At 39.2% G+C, this 18,428-nt stretch carries 10 protein-coding genes; 6 read left to right on the top strand and 4 right to left on the bottom strand.

Features of this window, described 5'->3' with window-relative positions; genetic code table 11:
- Positions 1-272 precede the first annotated feature (272 nt).
- The 5 genes from C6H66_RS10130 (at position 273) to C6H66_RS10110 (ending at position 6,032) form a co-directional block, all read left to right on the top strand.
- On the top strand, positions 273-1,289 hold the full coding sequence (locus tag C6H66_RS10130; protein WP_105395501.1) for an NAD(P)H-quinone oxidoreductase: 1,017 nt from the start codon (positions 273-275) through the stop codon (positions 1,287-1,289).
- Positions 1,290-1,743: 454 nt separating this feature from the next.
- The gene (locus C6H66_RS10125; RefSeq protein WP_105395500.1) at positions 1,744-3,663 is read left to right on the top strand and encodes a pyridoxal phosphate-dependent decarboxylase family protein; all 1,920 of its coding nucleotides are present in this window, start codon (positions 1,744-1,746) and stop codon (positions 3,661-3,663) included.
- Positions 3,664-3,708: 45 nt separating this feature from the next.
- Complete coding sequence (gene tyrP, locus C6H66_RS10120; protein ID WP_105395499.1) at positions 3,709-4,917, top strand: tyrosine transporter TyrP; 1,209 nt, start codon at positions 3,709-3,711, stop codon at positions 4,915-4,917.
- 91 nt (positions 4,918-5,008) lie between these two features.
- Positions 5,009-5,443 (top strand): DUF29 domain-containing protein, encoded by a 435-nt coding sequence (locus tag C6H66_RS10115; RefSeq protein ID WP_105395498.1) that lies wholly within the window; start codon positions 5,009-5,011, stop codon positions 5,441-5,443.
- A gap of 148 nt (positions 5,444-5,591) precedes the next feature.
- On the top strand, positions 5,592-6,032 hold the full coding sequence (locus tag C6H66_RS10110; protein ID WP_036805959.1) for an OsmC family protein: 441 nt from the start codon (positions 5,592-5,594) through the stop codon (positions 6,030-6,032).
- A gap of 120 nt (positions 6,033-6,152) precedes the next feature.
- Here C6H66_RS10110 and C6H66_RS10105 read toward each other — a convergent pair whose 3' ends face one another.
- A complete protein-coding gene (locus C6H66_RS10105; RefSeq protein WP_105395530.1) occupies positions 6,153-6,479 on the bottom strand; it encodes a hypothetical protein in 327 nt (108 codons plus the stop codon).
- Positions 6,480-6,804: 325 nt separating this feature from the next.
- Entirely contained in the window at positions 6,805-7,119 is a 315-nt protein-coding gene (locus C6H66_RS10100; protein WP_105395497.1) for a hypothetical protein, read from the bottom strand.
- Between the two features lie 913 nt (positions 7,120-8,032).
- Here C6H66_RS10100 and C6H66_RS10095 point away from each other — a divergent pair.
- Positions 8,033-9,550 (top strand): acyl-CoA dehydrogenase family protein, encoded by a 1,518-nt coding sequence (locus C6H66_RS10095; protein ID WP_248000652.1) that lies wholly within the window; start codon positions 8,033-8,035, stop codon positions 9,548-9,550.
- A gap of 113 nt (positions 9,551-9,663) precedes the next feature.
- Here the strand turns inward: C6H66_RS10095 and C6H66_RS10090 are convergent, their stop codons facing one another.
- Together C6H66_RS10090 and C6H66_RS10085 are read right to left on the bottom strand one after the other, a co-directional pair.
- Positions 9,664-10,500 (bottom strand): NmrA family NAD(P)-binding protein, encoded by an 837-nt coding sequence (locus C6H66_RS10090; protein ID WP_105395496.1) that lies wholly within the window; start codon positions 10,498-10,500, stop codon positions 9,664-9,666.
- A gap of 253 nt (positions 10,501-10,753) precedes the next feature.
- Complete coding sequence (locus C6H66_RS10085) at positions 10,754-17,980, bottom strand: Tc toxin subunit A-related protein (protein WP_105395495.1); 7,227 nt, start codon at positions 17,978-17,980, stop codon at positions 10,754-10,756.
- Positions 17,981-18,428 lie beyond the last annotated feature (448 nt).

Raw genomic sequence — 18,428 nt, 5'->3', positions numbered from 1 at the left:
TAGAATCAACGCAGTGAAAACTCTTATGTTCATTGGAAATGAAGACCTCGAGGTCGGTGATACCGTCTTGTTACTCAATTTTCATCCTGCCACTTTTTGGTGTCTATGGTCTTAGACATTTGTGAAGGAATTTCAGCCAAACGCCTTAGTACATAACAGAGATTCTTGCATTATTTCTCAGTACTCTTTCCACAAATCAGAATAAATAATATTATCATCTAAACTTAGACTAAATTCATAAAAAGGATCGTCAAAAGAAATAAGAGGTATATATGCATAGCCAAATTAATTCATTGCCCCAATATATGTTAGCGATCAGTATCATTAAGCCCGGAGGCCCGGAGAAATTGCATCTGGTTCAGGTTCCGTTACCACGGCCAGGAAAAGGCTACTTGTTAGTAAAAGTAGCTGCGGCGGGTGTTAATCGGCCTGATATATTTCAGAGAATGGGTTCCTATCCACCACCACCGGATGCATCGCCATTGCCGGGTTTGGAGATTGCAGGAGAGGTGGTTGCCAAAGGTGAAGGTTGTGAACGCTGGAATCTTGGCGATAAAGTTTGCGCTCTTGTCGCCGGCGGCGGTTATGCCGAATATTGCCTGGTACATGACTCCGTTGCCTTACCCATCTATGGTTTGGATTTTGTTCAGGCAGCCGCATTGCCAGAAAACTTTTTTACCGTCTGGGCTAATGTTTTTCAGACTGGCAAGTTGAAACAAGGAGAAAATTTGCTGATTCACGGTGGTACTTCTGGGATAGGCAGCGTCACTATTATGTTAGCAAAAGCCTTTGGCGCCAGAGTTATTGCTACCGTCGGCTCTGATGAAAAAGCTAAAGTCGCACACAGTTTAGGTGCTGACTTTGTTATTAATTACCGTAAAGAAGATTTCGTTGATCGGGTATTGAAAATCACGGGTAATCATGGCGTTGATATGGTTGTTGACTTAATCGGCGGTGATTATGTCAATAAAAACTATAAGGTTGCTGCTAAATTCGGGAGAATTATTCAGATTGGTATGATGAAAGGAAACCCTGAAAATCTTAATCTGATGCCCTTAATGCTAAAACGTCTGACTCACACGGGTTCTACATTACGTTCTCGCAGTGTAGAGGAAAAAGCAGAGATAGCTCGGGAATTGGAAAGACATGTCTGGCCATTATTGAAATCAGGAAAAGTCAGTCCATTAATTTGTAAAGTTTTTGATCTGAAAGATGCTGCTGATGCACATCGAATGATGGAAGCCGGTGATGTTCTCGGCAAGGTTATGTTGGTAAATGTATCATCTTAATAGTACTTCTGCTTAAATCAGGGCTATTTTAATTTGTAGCCCTGCGTTCTATCTGCTAACCACTTCACGTTAAAAAAATCCTTATAATTAACAAGGTTAACAACAAATAAGCCCCTATTTTCCTCTGTTTTTTGATTTGTTTTTATTCGTTCTTTGTCCTCGCGCACAAAATCAGAATTTATATTTAACGTCATTGTTAATATTTTAACAAATATAGTCTATATCTATTAACAAACGATCGTTTATAGATATGTTAATGATCAATCTATTCCACCTAATAGATTTTTCTGAATGTCTAGAATAATGAGGTATGACCAGCTATTGGTAAGTTAGGTGGCATATAATTTTCTGTCTGACCATCAGAGAAAGATAGTGATTTCATTAACAAGTAAAGAATTTCAGAATCTCTCTGTTGCTGACAGCCGTTTTTGTTAGTTGAAAGGGTAATATAATTATGACCAAGCAGTTTACTTCGCACTTGAACATTGATGCGTTGTTTTTAGGCCCTAAATCAGAAAATACGGTTTTTTTTAGAGAAATGATGGAATATGCCGTAAGTGAGCACATGCACTGGCGCTCTGATTTTCACCCAGAAGATCCCGCCTTAGTCACCTCGGTTGATCGTTATGCACCTGATTATAGGGAAACGCTTTATCGGACAGAGGGTATTCTAAACCAGTTATCCGCTAAGCTGAAAAACACCTCTATTCCCTGGTTTTCTCCTCGCTATATGGGGCATATGAATGCCGACACCCTGATGGTTTCCAATCTCGCTTATGTCATGGCAATGATGTACAACCCAAACAATTGCGCCCACGAGTCATCACCGACAACAACGGAGCTAGAAATTGAAGCGGGGCTGGATCTATGCCGGATGTTTGGTTATGACCCTCGCCGAGCCTGGGGACATATTACATCAGGAGGAACCGTCGCCAATTATGAAGGGTTATGGGTTGCGCGTAATTTAAAAACCATGCCTCTTGCCATTGCACAATATCCACAATCCAGCGATCTGGTCGCAAATAAATCAGAACAACAACTGTTGAATATGTCGCCATCAGATATTCTGGATTTGACGGATGAATTAAAAAAACGTGGCATTTTCGAAGAAGTTCGTGAACTTTCTTGCCGTGGCGCCGGGATAAAGCAGGGGATGTTTGGCAAAGTCCTGGTTCCACAGTCGAAACACTATTCATGGATGAAAGCAATGGATGTTCTGGGAATCGGTCAACAGCATATCGTGCCATTGCCGGTCGATGCGAATTATCGTACCGATGTTGAAAAAATGCGTGAAATTACATTCGGTCTGATAGAGCAGGGGGAGCCTATTCTGGCGATGGTAACTGTAGTTGGAACGACAGAAGTGGGAGCCATTGACCGAGTTGATGAAGTTATTGCGTTGCGCAAAGAGTGTGAAGAGCGTTATGGCGTCTCATTTTATGTGCATATTGATGCCGCTTATGCAGGTTATGCCAGCGCAATGTTCCTTAACGAACAGGGAGAGTTTATGGAATATGACGAACTTATCCGTCGTTATCATGAATTGGCGATTATTCCCGAAGATATTATTTGGCCTAAACCTGAAATTTACCAAAGCTTCCGGGCCATGTGTCAGGCTGATTCAATCACCGTAGATCCCCACAAAGTTGGATTTATTCAATATGCCGCCGGTGCGGTATGTATGAAAGATAAGCGTATTGTTGACTTAATTTCCTACCGTGCGGCTTATGTTTTTGAAGATGTTGATACTCAACCAGAGCAAGCCATTGACCGGCATGTCGTACTCGGCGCCTCTATTATGGAGGGATCTAAAGCCGGAGCTATCGCCGCCGCAATTTGGGCCGCGCACCGATTGGTTCCACTTAATATCAGTGGTTACGGAAAAGTCATTGCTGCCGGTATTGTGACGGCTAATTGGATGATTAAAAAACTTTTAACCACAGAACCATTGGTTGTTGGCAAACGCCGGTTTGCAATTCATACCATGCCAAATCCTGATTTCCATATGGTCAATTTCACTTTTAAAGAGCAAGGAAATAATGATTTAAGTCACCACAACCGTCTTAATAAACGGATGTACGAGCTTTGTTCATATACTTCTGGGCGTAGTTACACCAATGATTTTTTGACTTCTTCCACCTCCCTTGGTTATGGAGAGTATGGTGATACGCCTTGGCATTACGTTGAAGGTTGCGGTTTTGACCAAGAAGAATGGCAGAAAGTCCACAGTTTATATGTTTTGCGTGCTGCTGTGATGACTCATTGTTTACGTAGTGCTGACGACTTTGACGAGTATTGGGAAAGGCTCCAGAAAATTTTTATTCACAAACTGACTCAGATTGTTGATGAAGAAGAAAAAAAGAAAGTGGCCTGATTTTCTATTATTAAATATTTGTTGTTTATTCGAAGGGAAAAAAACGTGAAGAACCGTACTTTTGGCAGTACTTTTATTATCGCCGGAACCACTATCGGTGCTGGTATGTTAGCCATGCCATTAGCCACCGCCGGTGTAGGATTTGGTGTAAGCTTGATCATGTTGGTTGGCTTGTGGGTTTTGATGAGTTACACCGCATTATTACTGGTTGAAGCTTATCAATATGAGTCTCCTGATACGGGATTAGGGACACTTGCTCAACGTTATCTTGGCAACGGCGGTAAAATATTAACGGGTTTCAGTATGATGTTTTTGATGTATGCATTAACATCAGCCTATATTAGTGGTGCCGGGGAATTACTGACAGTCAGCCTCAATAAATGGCTTAATTTGTCCCTTCCTGCTTCCGTGGGCGTTATTCTGTTTACGGTAATTGCCGGAGGAATCGTTTGCATTGGCACCAGTTCAGTAGATATGGTTAACCGAGTTATTTTCAGTGCAAAAATTATTTTCCTGGTATTGATGTTGGGGCTGATGATGCCGCATGTTCAGCATGTTAACCTACTGACACTACCATTAGAACAAGGGTTAATATTATCTTCAATTCCGGTGATATTCACATCGTTTGGTTTTCACGGCAGTGTTCCCAGTATTGTGAAATATATGAACGGCGATGTACGTCGGCTCCGTTGGGTGTTTATTATCGGCAGTGCAATTCCGTTAATTACTTATATTTTCTGGCAATTGGCGACATTAGGGAGTATCAATTCCAACACGTTTGTCGATATCTTAGCTGAAAACGCCGGGTTGAATGGCTTATTACACAGCATTCGTGAAGTTGTTGCTTCACCGAAAACTGAACTCGCAGTACAAATGTTTGCTAATCTAGCGCTCGCAACCTCATTCCTCGGTGTCGCACTTGGCCTGTTTGATTTTCTAGGTGATCTATTTAAACGCAAAGATAATGTAACCGGACGTATGCAAACTGGTTTGCTGACTTTCGTTCCACCATTGATTTTCGCGCTATTTTACCCAAAAGGTTTTGTAATGGCGTTGGGATATGCCGCGGTCGCGCTGTCAATTTTAGCGTTATTATTACCTAGCCTCCTGGCATATAAATCCCGTCAGCAAAATGAACGTCGATATCGGGTACCTGGTGGTAAACCCGTACTATTGCTGGTATTTGCCTGCGGTGTTGCAGTAATAGCAATCCAAATTGGCATCGTAAGTGGAATGTTGCCGGCAGTAAGCTGAATACTGAGTTATCGAAGATAAGTTCTTTTTTGACCTAAAGCGTATTCTCTGACAGACTGCTAGCATAATAGACCTATTAGCGGAGGCAATTATGAATCATACCCGTTACGAAACTGATGTGGTCGCTTGGGCAAATGAGCAAGCAGCGTTATTACGTGACGGTAAATTCTCTGAGATTGATATAGCCAATATTGCTGAGGAGATAGAAGACGTAGGCAAGAGCGAACAGCGTGAGTTGGCTAGCCGCATGGCAGTATTAATTGCTCACTTATTAAAATGGAAATACCAACCAAGCCATAGAGGAACAAGTTGGGAAAAAACAATTAAAGCGCAAAGAAAAGAGATTCTTTATGGTTTAAAAGAATCTCTTAGTTTAAAGACAAAGTTAGATGATTCAGACTGGGTTGATGTTGTCTGGTCTAAAGCCGTTGCCTCAGCAATGAACGAAACCGGATTAGATGCGTTTCCCGATGTATGCATTTGGGGTATGTCCCAGATACTGTCCCCTGAGTTTTATCCTGATTAGCAAAATTCTATATGAATAATCAAACGAAAGTTTTAACAGCTAAGCTCTAAGAGCACTTTAAAAACAAAATGGAGAAAATTTAAAAGCTATAGTAACTATCTCTGCTTGCCCCGGTGAAAAATTAATATTAATTATAAGGAGTTGAATCATGGCGAAAGAACTATTTACTGCCACAGTAAAATCTGTAGCTGGAGTGAAAGTTGAATGTACATCAAGAGATTTCTCCTTTTATTTGGATGAACCGCGTAATTTAGGTGGTACTGATCAGGGGATGAATCCAGTTGAAGCTCTACTCTGTTCTCTCGGGGCTTGTAAATGTATCGTAGCAAAGGCTTTTGCTAAACTACACAAAATTAACTTAATTGATATTCACGTTGATCTGGAAGGTGAACTTGATACTGATGGTTTCACTGGTAGAAATAAACAAGCGAAATTAGGTTTCTCTAAAATAGTGACAAAATTTCATATTAAAGCTGATAATAGTGAAGAAGAAATTCATGCTTTTGTCGACTTTATTAATAGAACCTGCCCGGTTCACGACACCATTGAGAATGCACCAAGTTTTGTCACTGAAATATATTGTGAATAAATAGATGTTACGCTGAGATAATTTCACAAAGAAAATGTTGTTTAAATTAATTTAAAAAATCCTCTACAGTGCAGTAGAGGATTTTATCGTAGGTACTCATATCTGACTAAACGTAATTATTTAATTTAAAACTATTTCAACAGTAGTTATAATACAGTTTGCGTTTTCTATTCCAACTTTAATATCTAATCTCTGTGTATAAGCTGAACGCAATAGATTATTAATGTTTTCATCGCTTGATTTTGACCACAGAAAACCAGGTTTCCCACAGTTACCAGCTAAATTTCCTTTAAATGTATAAAGATAAAGTGAAGGATTATTTGTTTCAATTTTCCAATCAGCTTTAAGCTCGTAAACACGGACAATCCCACTGTTGGATTGAGCTGAAAATGCAGAGGTGCTAATCATGCCAATGAAAATAAAAAACATAGATATAAATTTTTTCACAATCCACTCCTGGTTAATAATAAAAGTAATTTGGTAGATTTGGAGTGTAAATGATGGAGATAATATTTTCATTAATTTCTTGTTAATATAAAAGGTGATTTGTCTGATAAATAACGCCTGAATTTTTATTTATTAGAGTCAATGTGTTATTTTTCATGGAAATTAGCTTTGCATAGAGAACAAGAGAGCAATAATGATATAATTATTATATTTGTATCAATTAAAAATCCTCTACGGTGTGAAGTAGAGGATTTTATTATAGAGTTAGGTAAATCAATGTTTATCTATCTTTTTGCCCCATTAATAATGGCATAAGAAATAATTACTATTGTTTAATAACGTAAACGGTAGTTATATTACAACTCGCATTTTCTATACCAACTTTAATATTTAAACCCTGTGCATAAGCTTGACTTAATAGCCTATTAACGTTTTCAGCACTTGATCCTGACCAAATATAACCTGGTTTTCCACAATTACTAGCTAAAATTCCGCTAAATGTATAAAAATAATGTGCGGGATTATCCCAATCAGCTTTAATTTCCGCGACTTTAACAATGCCACTATTCGTTTCCGCTGAGAATGCAGGGACGCTAATCATACCAATTAAAATAAATAACATAGATATCAATTTTTTCATAATTTACTCCTGATTAATAATAGAGAGAGAGTCTGACGTTTTGCAGTGTAAATTATGCAAATAATCTTTGCATCAAATTTATATTAATATAATAGGTGAATCTCCTGATAAATAATGCAAGAAGTTTTTCCATTTAAATAAGTGATTGATAAAAACAACATAGTGATTTTTATCTATAAGATAACATCAATATTGTTTAAAATAATAAAAGAATCTCTACTAAAAAGTAAAAGTTTTCATCGTTAAATTAAGTATTATGTTACAGACTAATTTTCTTTCTCTGCTAATTTATCAGTTATCTCTTTAACAAGTTAATTACCACCATCTGGTACCATAATCATCAAACACTAAGATTCATAACCAATTCATTAACTGGTTATATTTAAACAACAAAAATCTAATCTCATAGCAGACTATTCATATTCAGATAATTTTAATTATGAAGATAAAATGATTAATCTCCTATTTGAAAAAGATAACGACGATAAATTATTTACTTGATAAACATGTTTCAATACATCTTTTTTTACTGGGCTATAAGAAGGAAAATTTTTAACAGATCACTTTTATATAATAAATTTTTTTAAATTAGAGGTATATATTTCTAGTGTATCCCATGACACTATTAGATAGCTAATATACATATTATTCTAGGAAAGGCTTCATCTATATGAATAAATCATTGTGCAATTCGGAATCAAAATTAATGCCTTATTTAGGAATAGGAAATTCGGTAGTATCTGATAACCTTTTGGCAGTACTTAAAAGCACTTGTGATAATTACCAGTCGTCAGTAAAAAAATTCATAGAACTACTCAAATATATTCAAAATAATAATATTCATACGACATCATTTAATTAATTAGTTGCCCTTCATGAACTTGTAGCCCCACATGATTGCGCTGTAGTTTCTATGCTATCAATTCATTTTAATTTAGCCATAGGCACTATCGCTAACTTAGGAGCACAAACTCCATATGTGGAAGATCTTTACCGAAAACTTTGCTCAGGTCATGCCATTGGAGTATATCTGGCAACTGAGCTGGCTCACGGAAATAATCTCATCGCGATCGAAACACAAGCTAATTATCTCCCGGGAAAAGGCGTATTCATATTGAATTCACCTAGCCAAAATGCATATAAATTTATGCCTAATACTACACCTTGTGAACTACCAAAAGTAGCTGTAATTTTAGCTCAGTTAAATGTATCAGGAAGGAAATATGGTATTTTCCCATTTATTCTCCCTCTGTCCGTAAATGGCAAATTAACTCCTGGAGTTAAAATTACTCCACTTGGCGATAAGCCAGGATTTTATTTAGATAACGCAATAACTTCATTTAATAATGTCGAAATTCCTTTTGAAGGACTACTTGCGGGCAATATGATAACACTGACCAGGGAGGGTAAAGTATCATTGCATACTAAAGAATTAACAGAAAGGTTTTCGTTAATTACAAATAGAATACATTCAGGGAAGTTATGCATGGCAGTGATCTCAGTTACAGGAGCTAAATCAGCTCTTCATATAACTAGCACATATGGCAATAAACGACAAACATTCGGTTATTCAGGTACTATGCCAATAATTAATTATTCTCATTTCAAAGAGGGTATTGCCTGGGATACTTTGAGCACAATCACTCACGCATTATACTTAAGAGAATTAACAAGAAAAGTTTCAATTATATTATCAGAATCAGTTAAAAACTTTAAATTTCCAGATGAATTACTTATTGAAATCATTACTACTAAGTCCTTGTGCACATGGCGCACGCAAGAAATATTAATTAATTGTCGTGAACGCTGCGGTGCACAGGGCTTATTTACGCTTAATAAGATCCCCATTTATTTAATATCTAATTTTGGCGCAATTACTTCGGAAGGTGATAATCTTGTATTATCATTAAAAGCCGGAGGGAGAATTATTCTCAATAAGATGATAAATACACATAAAATATCTTTCCAGCATGACCTATTTTCCATTTTGAATGATTATATGGACTTTTTATATGAAAAACTAAATAAATTAATAGTAAATAATAATAAAAGGATAAACTTAGATACATTTAATAATCATAGTGGGGATTTTCTAGAACTAAGCCAAACATATGCGGTTTTATCCGTGGTGACGACAACTATTGATACATACCATAACAATAATGATGATTTTTATATGATCATCGAAGGTTATCTCCTTGATTGGATTCACCGTACTATGAGTAATCTCCTGAAAAGTGAAGTGATCAATTTACAGGAATCGCAAAGAATAGACGAGAGACGTATTGAATATATACGTAAACATGCAGACAGAGTAAACGATTATATTACCAGTTTTGGCGTGGATAAAATTGGAATCGAGACGCCAATATCCAGTAATGACTATATTTCCTGGTATGCAAATAATCACCGTCAGTTAAAAAACAATTAACTAAGGCTTTCCATGGACGGATATAAATATCACCAACTCTCCGCGGGTAAATAAAATATGATGTTCTCCGATCTTTATTTTACTTCGGACAAGTGTTATCCCTCGTCATACAATTAAACCTTCCAGCGATGACATTCCCTCTGAATAAAGATATCCAGTGAACAAGGATTTACTTCTGTTAATGCTTTAACGCCATCTGTAATGCGCTCCTCAGTACCTGATGCGATGTCATTATCCATTGCTGAAAGGATTTTTGAGTAGGTTTCATCCAGTCCATTTTGTTGTAGCCGACTGGCCAATTCACTGGTCGTTAGATTTCGGTGACTAATTTTGCGGCCTAAGGCTTTACTCAATGCAGCAGCAATATTTCCATAACTAAGTGTTTCAGGTCCTGTAAGGATAAAATCTTTATTTATGGTTCGATTTGATGTTAATGCAGAAACAGCAGCACGAGCAATATCAAGGGCGTCAATGAACCCCACTTTGCCATCGCCCGTTGCAGAATAGATAGCGTTCTCTTCATTTATTGTTACCAAATGCCGTTGCTCATAAAAGTTCTGCATAAACCAGGTAGGACGTAATACTGTCCATTCTGGCGTATTAGCTTCCAGCCAGGCGTGAATTTTTCCCATCATTGGAGCACCAGAAGCCAGCGACGATGCACTAAGCAACACAAAACGTTGAACCCCTTTTTCTAGCGCTATCTCAAGCAATGGTGGTACTACTGAACCATGATCACTAGTGTTCGTTGGCGCCACAATATATAGTGACCTGATGCCAGAAAATGCGGCTTCGGCCAGATCAGGACGCATCCAATCAAAAGCAATTTCACTGCCTGATTCAGGGGTGCGGGTACCAATCCGATGCGCGATCCCATTTTGGGTCAGTAACTCACTAATCAACCTTCCAGTTTTCCCCTTACCACCTGTGACCAGAATATTATTCTGCATGATAATCTCCTTTTAGTTTGTTGTTGCGGCCTGATGCAGACAATAGAGTCAGCAGATTCCAGTAGTCCCGATAACGAATTATTAATTTATCTTTAATGTCAGAACGATATCATTTCATCCATATTATCAAGGGGAATCGGATGGAACACAATATATCGACCAAATTAAATATTAAATGTTAAATAAGTTGAAAATCCTCTACCACAAAGTAGAGGATTTTATTATCAAACCAAAATGATTAATACATTAGATATTATGTCTCAGATCCATTTTTCTCCTCAGCTAATTTCTCAGCCACTTCTTTAGCAAACTGATTACCGCCATCTAGCGCGGTATAATGTAAATGAATAAGAATATCTTTTAATTTCCATTTACCATCGGCACCTTTTAATACCTTATCGATAACTTGTCGGTCGGGGAATTTCAGGTTCCAAGTTGAAATAGCACCGGTTCCTTCAAACGGCAGATAACGACCATCGTCAAACATCAAAGTGCATAACCAATTCTCTGTTGCCACCCGGCCATCATCTTCCTGTACAGAAGAGAGGGCGATTTGCTGCTGTGCACGTAAATTGGTTTTAATATTTCTATTGTTGCCCGTTTCTCTCGTCGGATCATAGAGCCAGTTAACGCCTTCAATATCAGTATCCACTAACGTTGAACTGCCTGTTTGTGTCAGAATCGCACAAATTTCTGGGATAACCACTGGATCAGCACCGGCGCTTTCCAAAGATAACGATACAGAAACCCGTTTTATCTGCCGTAGATAATGTCCGGGATAATTCTTATCAAAGGCTTTTGCATCCAGCGTAAAGTTCAGCGCCTGTTTTTTATCAATTTGGTTAGTTATCTCTGAGAGGGAAGAGAGCGCGCTAAGAGAAAAGGTTTTCTTGATATTTAAACGACGTTCGTGACGTTGTAACCAAGCTGTTTCCATTTGCTGTAGATTTAATTGCAATGATTCCCCAGCAAGCAGTCCCTGATAGGAATCATTCCAGGCATTGGTATCAATAAAACTTTGTCGCTGATAATCACCCACTTCATAACGCCAGCCCGCTTCCGCCATTAAGCACAATGACAGGACTGCATCATACGCAGGTGAATACAAAGCAGAAAGTCGTTTCATTAACCACTGGTATGTCGGCACAACCAAGAAACCAGTTGTCATAAATTCATACAATTCGGTTGCGGCATTTCGTTGTGCTTGAACTTCCCGTAATGCGGTTTGGGCAGTTTTAATCAGTAATTCCTGCTCTTTTAACTGTTTGTCGATGATATTGAGTTCACTTTGTGCCTGTTTCCACTCAATTTCCCAATCTTGGCGCCGTCGCTGATAGTTTGCTCCATCTTGAAGCCGATCTGCGATAGTTCCTTGTACTAGCCCGGCTATTTCAGTGACAAGCGCCGCTTTCACCAGCGGTGCAGAATATTTACTTCCTCCGACAGCCAAGCCAAAAATATTAGGCAGAGTTTCCACGGCGGCACTCATAATATGAAAAGGAACCGCAGCCATTCTGGTGACTTCTGACCCGATTTTAACGGTCATCGCCGCAATTTCTAATCCAGATATATCATCGTCGTATAAATCGTAATAATGCTCATAGCGTTGTTGTGCCATATTTTTACTTTCTTCCAGAGCTGCTTTGCCCGCTTGAGCAATTTGAATCGCTTCCTGTTGCAGCTCTATCGCGAAAGCGGACAATCTGATGATTTGTGATTGTTCCAAAACTTCTTGTTCAGCGTTGACTCCACTTTCTATTGCTCTAAACAGTCGGTGCCCCAGTTGGATCAACTGTTTCACAGCCTCACTCGCACGTTTTAACATTACTGGGAAACGATAGGGGGGAATTGGCTGTATCGAACTGTTAAACGTATTCTGGACATTACCCGTACGACGTTGTGTTAAATTGTCCCCCTCAAGAGATCCAGCATATAGCGGCAGGGATAGCGCTTTACCATCCAGTGTCAATCCATGACGAAGGTTATAGAGACGACTTTCTAGTGTCTTTTGATACTCGATAAGTCGGGTATTAAAAGGAGACATAAAGTAGCCATCAACAGCCCGGAAATCTGAATCAACTATTATCTGAATTATGCCAAGACTTGCTTTGATTTCTTCAAGGCTAACCGGATGCCAGCGGGTAGCGGTAAGGCCCTCTGGTAAGGAACCGAGTAGTTGCAGTGCCTGCTGATAACACAGATTGGCTTCATTCAGGCTGTCTGAGGTCAGTTGCCGGTAGAGATCGTCGCCTTCCTGTATCCAGAGCTTGATAAGGAATTGGAACAAGGCTTTTTGATAGTAGACCGGCAAGCTATAGGCCACAATATCCGGGTCATCAGTACTTACGGAAGTGGGAAGATCACTACCACTTTCATTTAATGGGCGGGAATTCCAAAGCCGGCTGCCATAAGGATCGAACAAATGTTCTAAAAACCAACGCCGAGCATCGTAATAACACCGTTCTTCGCCGAGTCGAGAAGAGACCAAGAAGGGGAGATGAAAAAATAATTCCCAGAAATATTGCCCATTAGCGCCGCGAAAATCTACCGGAGTAACCTGAGTGTCAGTACCCAAAGGCGGTTCAGATAACTGCTGGGTATCCCATGCCAGAACCCGCTCAATTGATTGAGTGGCACGAGCGACTAACTGCGTTCCAAACAGGGTATTTAAGCGAATGAAAGAGTAAGGGAATTTTAGCGCTTGGATATCCAGATATTGGGCCTGTTGGTTATTACGGCGCAGTATAACTGGTGGAGTTTTATCTATCTCTTCAATAGTTACAGTATATTTGCTTTTGGCTTCTCCAATGTATCTAGGAGCCTCAAGAGGGAACAATTGCACTTCTGTTGAAGTTGTCAGAATAAAGGAATATCGATTTACTCCTGACTCTATAGGAAAAGTTATATTTCCGGTAGTGACTTTGCCATTTAATGCAATATTTGAGGAAAAAAGTACTTTTGAGCCAGTACTCAGCGTTAGCTTTGATGGAGTATATTCCCAGTTATCTTCTATATTAAAGTCGATACTACTAAATGGCGCTTCTCCTTTTACTGATATGGCAAGTTTCTTTGTAGGTTCAACTTGTGATTGTTTACTTTGCTGAAATACATATCCGCCTACCCAGCCAAAGTTATGTTCTTTAGTTATCTTGTTATCTTTCCAATCCTTAGGTAATAACTCGAAAAGCTGTGTTTCGCCATAATATATAATTAATATTTTGGTCGGTGATTTCTGTCCTTGCCACTGAAAAGTGATAGATTTTTGCGAAGAATCTTGTGCGGCTATGTTTACTGTTATAGGGAAATCCTGATTGATGATTGTCCAGGTAAGTTGTTTGGAACGCATGAAACTAGGGAAGGGATATGTTCCATATAGAGTCCCGATCCCTTGGGGATTACGTTTACTAATTGTATTTATCCCTGTCAGGATAATTTTGGTTTTGTCTGCGCTTAATGCGGCTGTTAGCTTCAAGTCAGGATGATTACGATTTTCAGCCTTTAATGTGATATAGCTTAGGCTGCCAGCATATTGATGCTGCAATGTTCCGGGGTCCCGATAAAACTTGTACCAAGTAGAGATAAGGTTTTTTTCTTCCGTCGCACTTAAGGTTTTTTTGTCTATTAATAGTAAATCACGGAGTTCCAGATAATAGTCTTTGTTTTTTATCCAAGTTCTACTGTCCTGTTTCGCCGTATCATAGAGTAATACTCCCATCCACGGATCGTTCTGGCGTTGTACATCCACCATTGCTATCAAACCCGGTTTATAACTCTCATCTTTCATGTAAATATTGAGATTATCGGGTACACGTTGGTCAGTCGTAGGGATTTTGGGGTATTCACCACTGGCATCTCTGCCATCCAAACGATATAGCCTATTGGGGGCGCTCCATTCACCATTACTTTGTTTAAAAATGAACTGCACATTGATAGCTCGGTAGACAGATGGCTTCTGGTCTGCGCCAAGTAGTGGTGTGGGTTCACGTTCAACCCAGACAGCATATTGACGTCCAGCGATAACAACCGGTCTTAGTGCTAACAGGTCGCCTGTCAGTGACAGAGTGATTTTTCCCCATTCACTCCAAGCCAACGGGCTGATGCGATCCTGATTATCGCGTAGTGTGATATCAAGTGTACGCCAATAGTACTCCACCGGTTCGGTATTATTTTTACCGATAAAATGATATTGGTCGCTTTTGGGATCTGTGCCGTCTATATAGCCGCTGACTAACTGGAGATTACTGAGCCGTTCAAATTCAGTCAAATAACTCAAGATAGCGGTTTGTATCATGTCGTTATTTAACCGGGATTGGGTTAAGTCATTTTCCAAATTAGCAAAAGCACGGGTTTTTCTTATTCTTTGAGCGGAATCGAGACTATTTTCCGGGAAATTTCGTTGTCTTTGCCAAGCTTGCCAATGAGCATATTGGCTAAGATAACGATTCCAGTTCTCGACCTGAGCACTTGGGATTGTCATGCTGCCGTAACCGGGTTCCAGATGGGAAAAGAGACGGAAAAGATAGTTTTGCAAGCTGGCAATACAAAAAGCAATCCGGCTGCTTTTCACCTCTGAAGTCACTTGCAGATCTGTCAGGAAATAGGTTGATAATGCATCAACATCTGAAATATCAACTAGCTTTTCATTGGCAGGTACCCACTGACCTAACAGATAGTGGACTAAAGCATCACGCCAGGATTCATTCTGTAAACTTTCCAGTGACGCTTGTTCTTCAGGAGAGCAGGCTGCAAACAAAGCGCTGCTGACTTGCTGCCAAGTATCATAATTTGATTTCAGGGGGAGTTGAGCAACATCCAATAAAGGTTGAGCAGAAAGCTCACTTTGTTTGGTTAATGCTTGAAGACGTAAAACAAAACTGATGCCGACAAGGCTTTGTGCCACGCCGTTGTCAAAATCATGGGTGACGCGCAGGATTTCATTACTCGACCAGCCGATTAATTCGGCCAGATTGTCCGCCGCCTGTTGTGGTGTCCATATCTTTTCATCTGGCGTCTGGGGTGGTTTTCCAACTTTATTAGCTTGGTTCAGATAATAGAGAATATCATCTCCCGTTTTAGTTTCAGGCAATAAATCTAGCCAATCACCATAACGGCTAAGACGGTGCAATACCGTTAGATCCAGAGAACGGAGCTTACCATCAGCCAGATTCAGCCCAAACCAAATAGGATGATCAAGCAATGTTTGTATCCCTGTGGCATTGAGTTTAAACAATTTGCTGACAGTGGCATAACGACTAAGATCATACCAAATGGCAAAAGCATTTTCGCTGAGTTGATTGTTTTGCTGATCTCTTTCTTGGTACTGAGTGATGAGTTCGCGCAAAAATTCTGTACGACTTCTGCCTGTCCACTGGAATAACGGTAAAGCGAGGGGCTCATCTACCGTTAAGACATAACTGACAGATTTAATAATCATATCGTCTTGGGCGATAAAGGCATTCTGAATCAGTGTCGTCAGTTTTTGTGACCAATTGTCTCCATATTCCAACCATACGGTTTCATCAGCCAACGGTTGAAGAATAGCCCTGACTTTTTCAGCCAGTATTTCTTCTAAGGTTTTGCCCTCTGGAATAACAATAGCTTTGATTATTCCCTGTGAATCAATCAACTCAGAAAGTTTCGTTAGCCAAGAAAAATTGTTGGTTTGCTCCTTGTGCTGAAAATCTGTCATAGCAGTGGCAATTTTATCTTCACTTAACAGCCCAGAATTGAGGGCGGGTAAAATCTTTTCAGTTACTTTGGAAAAGTCGATATTTTTGATTTTGTTGTCAGCATTTCCGCTGATGTTGTAAGGCGTAAGCAAGATATTTAATAATGGAGCTGACAGGCGATGGAGTTTAAGCCATTGTGCCGCATTCATAAAAGCGACTATTGCGTCAAGAATGTCAAAATCATGGGATTGTACGGTATTATCAATTTTCTTTAATACCGGAATGCCCGCTAATTGTTTTAAGTAGCCTGGGTTATCCCGTTCCAGCAATAAAAACAGAGCTAATTCATTCGGTAAAGAGAGCTTCAATAAACGGGGTAAAGAAACCAGTCGATATAAGGCAGATACGACAGTCAGTGAGCGGGTAGGTTTTTTTATTCCAAGTGACACAGTTATCCAGGTTAACAGTGTTTGGCAAGTGACATCATCAATATTCAGACCAACACATAGCTGATTGACAGTCAGCGCATCCACGCCTTCGGTAGCTGTCGGATCAAATTCGCTATTATCCAAGTTAAGTACCGATGCCGAAGCTGCTTGTTTTGACAACCCTTGTGAATTGAACAACCGATCAAAAAAGGAGAAATTATTATCAAGTGCATAGGGAGTAATTTCGTCTATAAATGTACAGAATTGCTCAACTGTGACTTTATATTCCCGATGGAAATGTAAAAATACCCCTAATGTGCGTAACGTAGATTCGGTAATAATCAAATTTTGCTGTTTTTCAGCCCGCAATGCGGAAGTCAATAACTGGTCAAGCTGTTCATAAGAGAGTTTCAATGCATGTTGAATATGTAGAAAACGCTGAATCCGGTCAAAGCGGTCATTATTAATACCTTTAATCCAGACGACTTCTTCTCCGGTCGCTTTATCTGTGACCTTTTCCAGAGACATGGCCGGTTCAGTTCCCCCGTTGATAAATGCCGCGCCGTAATTGGCCCCGGAAGGAAACTGGATATTGGTGTTTGAAGGTTTCGTTACATTGCTAGAGAAAGTCACCGAACTGTGGGTTTCATTACTTTCAGTCAGACCATTGACTGCTAGCAAGCGTTCAACATCCTGAGAAGTCAAACCAGTTTGCTGTGTAAATACAGTGAGTTGAGATAGGGTCGATGCGGCCTGTGCTGCATCACCGGATACACCATAATATTTAGCAAAGAAATCTTGTTGACCACTTTGGGATGCTTTAAGCAGCAATGTCTGTAATTCTGGCGCCAAAGCATTGCTGACCACCATAGCCTTTTGCAGTGAAGGTAAGTGTAGATTGTTATCGATAAAATTGGGAAATGCACGATCAGATTGCTGGATAAGTTCTAGCAACGGAATCTTCTTTTTCTCCAGTACTGCGGTTATTTGACGCAGTGGGAAATGAAAAGGTAATGAAAAAGGATAATGAATCTTTGCCAGTGATTCGGCTAAAGGTTGGGCGTTATTTAAATGAGACTGCGCTTTTTGCGCTAAAACTTCGATGATCAGCGGCAAAATGCTGCTGATTTCATTGATACTTTTACTGTCGAGTAATAATTTCTCGATGTCTGGACGCCGCTTACTAATAAATCGAGCGCTTTCTTCATTTGCGGTATTTTCAAAGGCGAGTGCCTGTTGATACAAATCAACTAAATATGCTAAAGGGCCATCATTAGCTTCTGGTGAACCAGGAAAACAATAAAGGTCCTTATTATCATTAAAGAGCGTTTGATAACTAGGACGTTTATTTAATAATCTATTAGCGTTAATATCATTTGCCATAATGTGATTCCTTAAAATAGGAAAAGAGACTTAGGTATATAGAGGTTCCTGTTTTTAGGGCATAACGAAGAGCGATGTTATGCCCGGACACTATGGCTTTAAAATTGGTTATTACCAGATTCAAAATATATTTACACTATAATCTAGTTTAAAATATTGCTAATGATTTGAAACACAATTGTTGGATAGCATTGGGAAAATCTCTTTTTCTTTCCCTGATAAAGTTATTAAACATATGATTAATTTTCATCATTTTTGATTAGATGAGTTTAATCAAATCTATTCGGATTTTCTTTTTTTAAAATAATTATCCTAGTCAATAATCTAATTGGTAAAGAATAATCACATTACGTATTGAAATAGTGATATAAGGAAAAGATTACTTAAATAAGTTGAAAATCCTCTACCACAAAGTAGAGGGTTTTATTATCAAACCAAGATGATTAAT

Source organism: Photorhabdus hindustanensis (genome assembly GCF_002968995.1).
Classification (GTDB): Bacteria; Pseudomonadota; Gammaproteobacteria; order Enterobacterales; family Enterobacteriaceae; genus Photorhabdus; species Photorhabdus akhurstii.
The sequence above is the reverse complement of the archived record's forward strand: the minus strand, read 5'-3'. Positions and strand labels throughout refer to the sequence as shown.